The sequence below is a fragment of the Achromobacter sp. genome (assembly GCF_036567245.1).
Taxonomy (GTDB): domain Bacteria; phylum Pseudomonadota; class Gammaproteobacteria; order Burkholderiales; family Burkholderiaceae_B; genus Achromobacter.
Genome location: NZ_DATCUY010000205.1, coordinates 1 through 5,302, shown reverse-complemented (window position 1 = coordinate 5,302; position 5,302 = coordinate 1). Strand labels below are relative to the sequence as shown.

The 5,302-nt window shown below is 65.4% G+C and carries 5 protein-coding genes; 2 read left to right on the top strand and 3 right to left on the bottom strand.

The window, feature by feature from the left end:
* Positions 1–354: tRNA (adenosine(37)-N6)-threonylcarbamoyltransferase complex ATPase subunit type 1 TsaE (gene tsaE / locus VIR09_RS08925; RefSeq protein WP_332012541.1), on the bottom strand; the 354-nt coding region annotated here is incomplete at its 3' end.
* Positions 355–516: 162 nt separating this feature from the next.
* Between tsaE and fumC the strand changes: the two genes are divergently transcribed.
* Positions 517–1,914 carry a class II fumarate hydratase gene (gene fumC / locus VIR09_RS08920; protein WP_332012540.1) on the top strand — a complete coding sequence of 466 codons (1,398 nt, stop codon included), beginning with the start codon at positions 517–519 and terminating at the stop codon, positions 1,912–1,914.
* 67 nt (positions 1,915–1,981) lie between these two features.
* Here fumC and VIR09_RS08915 read toward each other — a convergent pair whose 3' ends face one another.
* Positions 1,982–2,878, bottom strand: coding sequence for an AEC family transporter (locus tag VIR09_RS08915; RefSeq protein ID WP_332012539.1), 897 nt, complete (start codon positions 2,876–2,878; stop codon positions 1,982–1,984).
* Between the two features lie 236 nt (positions 2,879–3,114).
* Between VIR09_RS08915 and VIR09_RS08910 the strand changes: the two genes are divergently transcribed.
* The gene (locus VIR09_RS08910) at positions 3,115–4,107 is read left to right on the top strand and encodes a tripartite tricarboxylate transporter substrate binding protein BugE (RefSeq protein WP_207474082.1); all 993 of its coding nucleotides are present in this window, start codon (positions 3,115–3,117) and stop codon (positions 4,105–4,107) included.
* 90 nt (positions 4,108–4,197) lie between these two features.
* On the opposite strand, the gene VIR09_RS08905 is transcribed toward VIR09_RS08910, so the two are convergent.
* Entirely contained in the window at positions 4,198–5,103 is a 906-nt protein-coding gene (locus tag VIR09_RS08905) for a LysR family transcriptional regulator (protein ID WP_332012538.1), read from the bottom strand.
* Positions 5,104–5,302 lie beyond the last annotated feature (199 nt).

The following is a 5,302-nucleotide window of genomic DNA, read 5'->3' as shown; positions in this document are numbered from 1 at the left end:
TTCGATCAAAACGACCGCATCGTCACGCAGTAAATCCCGGAATCCTGCGTCCAACCATTCGCGCGAATCACTAAATCTATAAAAATCAAGATGATAGAAGTATAAGTTAGAAACTTTATAGGATTCAAGCAGCGCGTAGCTTGGACTTTTGATCCGCCCGGTGATGCCGCATTCCCGCAACAAGGCTCGCGTGAAGGCTGTTTTCCCTGCGCCCAGGTCTCCCTGGAGGTGTATGTGTCCCCCTGCCGGACCGGTCTGGCCGCCGGAAACCAGGGGCGCGAGCTGCCGCGCCAGCGATTCCGTGGCGGCTTCGTCGGGCAGGTGCAAGTTCAGGCTGCAAAGAGGGGCGGACATGGCGCGGGGCGAGTGGTAAAAACGGTGGAGGAGTACGGATGTTTGCGCAATTATAGGAATGCGGGTTTCTGCTAACCTAGAACTGATTGTCATTCTCAACTTTCTAGCGGCTGGCGCACCGCAGCCAGCCGCAACCGACGTCGCCACGGAGTAGCACGCGCCATGAAGACCCGCATTGAAAAAGACACTTTTGGTCCCATCGAAGTCCCGGAAGATCACCTCTGGGGCGCCCAGACGCAGCGTTCGCTGCATTTTTTCGCGATTTCCACTGAAAAAATGCCGGTTCCGCTGGTCGAGGCGATGGCGCGGCTCAAGCGCGCGGCTGCCAAGGTCAATGCCGATCTGGGCGAGCTGGATCCGAAGATCGCCGACGGCATCGTCCGCGCCGCCGATGAAGTGATCGCCGGCAAGTGGCCCAACGAGTTCCCGTTGTCTGTCTGGCAGACCGGTTCGGGCACGCAAAGCAATATGAACATGAACGAGGTGCTGGCCAACCGCGCCTCGGAACTGCTGGGCGGCGTGCGCGGCGAAGAGCGCAAGGTGCACCCGAACGACCACGTCAACCGCGGCCAGTCCTCCAACGACACCTTCCCGACCGCCATGCACGTGGCGGCCGCGGTGCAGGTCGAACATCATCTGCTGCCTTCGCTCAAGGCCCTGCGCGCGACGCTGGCGGCCAAGAGCGCCGAGTTCTACGACATCGTCAAGATCGGCCGCACGCACCTGCAGGACGCCACGCCCCTGACCCTGGGCCAGGAGTTGTCGGGCTATGTGGCCCAGCTGGATCTGGCCGAACAGCAGATCCGCGCCACCTTGCCGGGCCTGCACCAGCTGGCCATCGGCGGCACGGCGGTGGGCACGGGCCTGAATGCGCACCCGCAGTTCAGCGCCAAGGTCTCGGCCGAACTGGCGCATGCCACCGGCACCGCTTTCGTGTCGGCGCCCAACAAGTTCCAGGGCCTGGCTTCGCACGAAGCGCTGCTGTTTGCGCATGGCGCGCTGAAGTCGCTGGCGGCCGGCCTGATGAAGATCGCCAACGACGTGCGCTGGCTGTCCAGCGGTCCGCGTTCGGGCCTGGGCGAGATCAGCATCCCCGAGAACGAACCGGGCAGCTCGATCATGCCGGGCAAGGTCAACCCGACGCAATGCGAAGCCATCACGATGCTGGCCGCGCAGGTGCTGGGCAACGACGTGGCCATCAATATCGGCGGCGCCAGCGGCAATTTCGAACTGAACGTGTTCAAGCCGCTGGTGATCCACAATTTCCTGCAATCGGTGCGCCTCCTGACCGACGGCATGGCCAGCTTCAACGAGCACTGCGCCGCCGGCATCGAGCCCAACCGCGAGCGTATCGCCGAACTGGTCGACCGTTCGCTGATGCTGGTGACGGCGCTGAATCCGCACATCGGCTACGACAAGGCCGCGCAGATCGCCAAGAAGGCCCACAAGGAAGGCCTGTCGCTAAAGGAATCGGCGCTGGCGCTGGGCTATGTGACCGAAGCGCAGTTCGCTGAATGGGTGGTGCCGGCCTCCATGACCAACGCGCACAAGTCCTCGTAAGCAAGACTGCCGTGCGCATGAAAAAGACCGCCGCGGCGGTCTTTTTTGGTTCTGGATATTGGCTGCCTCAAGTGCCCGTCAGCATCAGCCATAGCGGAATCGTCAGCGCCGAAAACAGGGTGCCCAGCGATATCAGCACCGCCACCATGCGGCCGTCGCCGCCCATGCGCATGGCCAGCACGTAGGCGGCGGAAGCGCTGGGCAGGGCCGCGAACAGCAACAGCATCTGCGATTCCAGCGGCGGTAGCGCCAGCACATGCGCCACCAGCAAGGCCACGGCGGGCAGCGCCGCCAGCTTGACCGTGAGCATCCAGGCGATCAGCGCGCCATGGCCCTTGCCGCCCTCCCATGAGAGGCTGGCGCCCACGCAGATGATGCCCAGCGCGATGGCCGCCGCGCCCAGGCGCGCGAGAGCCGTGTCCAGCGGGCCCGGCAGGTGCAGGCCGGCCAGGTTGCAGGCCAGGCCGGCCAATGTGGAAATGACCAACGGGTTGCGCGCCAGTTCGCGCAACAGGTTGCCGCCGCTATGGCGGGCCAGGCCGTAGACCGCGGCCATGTTGGCCATGGGCACGGCGAAGCCGACGATCAGGGCCATGATGGTCTGGCCCTGGGTGCAGCCCAGGCTGGCCGACAGCGCCAGGCCGAGATAGGTGTTGAAGCGGTAGCCGCATTGCGCGGCCGAGGCCAGGCTCAGAGAGGAAGGCCGCAGCACCCACCCCGCCAGCCACGTCAGCGCGATGCCGGCCACGATGACGGCCGCGGAGGCCTGCAGCAGCATGGCGGCGTTGCCGGCCGTGATGGGGGTGCGCAGGATGGACTGGAACAGCAGCGCGGGGAGCAGGACGAAGTAGACCAGCCGCTCGGTGCCAGCGAAGAATTCGCGGGAAAAATTAAGTTTGTGACGCAGCGCCCAGCCCAGCGCAACCAGCATGAAATCAGGGAAAACCAGAAGGGCAACCGACATGTGCGAGTACGTATTTGATGCGCGTCAGACGGGGATCGCTGCGCTATGCGTCTGTAAGTATTTGCTGCTATTCTCCGTCATTCTGGCGGGCGCGTGTGCCACAAGCAACCTATAAAAAGTGCTCTCCCTGCGCACAGAGCATGCGCCCACCACCGTTAATTGCGGACCTGTCCACAGGCAGGCGCATCACACAACGGTCCGTACACACGGGCTCGCATATTGGAGGAAACACACCTATGAATAAAGTCCGCTCCCTGGCCGTGGCGATCGCCTTGGCCACCGGCGCTGCCGGCACCCTCGGCGCCTCCGCCGCCCACGCTGCCGACAAGTACCCGAGCAAGCCGATCCGCGTCATCGTTCCGTTCGCGCCCGGCGGTTCCACCGACATCATCGCGCGCCTGGTGACGCAGCGCATGAGCCAGGAACTGGGCCAACCCATGGTTGTGGAAAACAAGGGCGGCGCAGGCGGTGCCATCGGCGCATCCGAAGCCGCGCGCGCCGATGCCGACGGCTACACGCTGTCCATCGCCACCGTCTCGACGATGGCCGTGAACCCGGCTTGCCGCCCCAACGACCTGCCCTACGATCCGATCAAGGATTTCCAGCCCGTCACCAACTTCGCCAACACCGCCAACGTGGTGGCCGTGAACCCGAAGTTCCCCGCCAAGGACTTCAAGGGCTTCCTGGAAGAGCTGAAGAAGAATCCGGGCAAGTACTCCTACGGCAGCTCGGGCACCTGCGGCGTGCTGCACCTGATGGGCGAATCGTTCAAGATGGCCACCGGCACGGATATCGTGCACGTGCCGTACAAGGGTTCGGGCCCGGCCGTGGCTGACGCCGTCGGCGGCCAGATCGAAATCCTGTTCGACAACCTGCCGTCGTCGATGCCGCAGATCCAGGCGGGCAAGCTGCGCGCCATGGCCATCGCATGGCCGACCAACATCGACGCCATCAAGGACGTGCCGACGTTCAAGGACGCCGGCTTCCCGGTGCTGAACCAGCCGGTCTGGTACGGTCTGCTGGCGCCCAAGGGCACGCCGATGGAAGTCGTGAACAAGCTGCGCGACGCAGCCGTCGTGGCCCTGAAGGACCCCAAGGTCATCAAGGCGTTGGACGACCAGGGCTCGGCGCCGTCGGGCAACACGCCGGAAGAATTCGCCAAGGAAATCAAAGAGCAGTATGACTGGGCGAAGGACGTCGTGAAGAAGCAGAACATCAAGCTGGATTGATGCCGCGCGGGGCGGGCCTTGCCTGCCCCCGTCTGCAAATGATGACGGGCGCCTTCGGGCGCCCGTCGTGTTTTGTGCGCAGGCCGCGCGTCAGGCCGCGGCGTCGAGCCCGGCCTGCAGCGCCTCGCAAGCGGCGCGCAGACGTTCGATGAAGTCGCGGTGCAGCGCCGACAGCGGATCCTGGTTGCGCACCATGATGCTGATTGGCACGCGCAACGCCGGGTCCAGCCGACGCAGGTTCATGCCGGGTCGCAGCATCGCCTGTGCGGTGATCGCGTCCACGATGGCGTCGCCGCAGCCCGCGTCGACCAGCGCGCAGGCCACGTAGTGTGTCTGCACCTGGATGGCGACCTGCGGATCCAGGCCCTGCGCGTCCAGCGCCAACTGCAACAGGGCGCCGGAGGCATCGGCCGCGTCCAGCACGATCAGCGTATCGCCCGCCATGGACGTCAGCTCTGCCAATGGCAGCGGACCCGTGCCGGGCTTGCGGCTCAGGTGCACCAGTTCGGTGTGGCCCAGGCCCATGCGGGTCAGGCCGGGATAGTCGTTGGTGTCGAAGGTGATGGCCAGGTCCAGCTCTCGCGTCAGCAGCCCTTGCACCAGCTCGCTGCTGTGATGCGTGTGGATGTCGAAGGTGATGCCGGGCTGCGCCGCGCGGCTGTCGCGCACCACGCCGGGCAGCAGTCCCAGGCCCAGCGCCGGCGCGCAGCCCAGCCGCAGGTGGCCGTTGGGATGGTCGCGCAGACTGGCGGCCAGCCTGCGCACGCTGTTGAGATCCTGGTTCAGGCGCGCGACCTCGGGCGTGAGGATCTCGGCCTCGCGAGTGGCGACGAGCCGGCCCTTCACGCGCTCGAACAGCTTGAAGCCCAACTGCGCTTCGGCATGTGCCAGCAGCTTGCTGGCCGCCGGCTGCGAGATATGCAGCGCGGCCGCGGCCTCGGTTAGGGATCCGGTACGGCGGATCGCTTCGAAAATCTCGATGTGGCGCAAACGCATGGCACGGTGGGGGCGGTGGGCGGAAACCGCGATTCTAAGCCGGATGCGGCCCAGGGGGCGGGAGCTCGGTCGCGACAGCCGCCGGCGCCTTGACTATCATGAACCCCTGCCGGAAAGCCGGCGCACACCGGAGCTTCACATGCGCGCACCTCGTCACGCCGCCGCCCTCCTGCTTGCCGCCGCGCTCGCGGCCATGCCC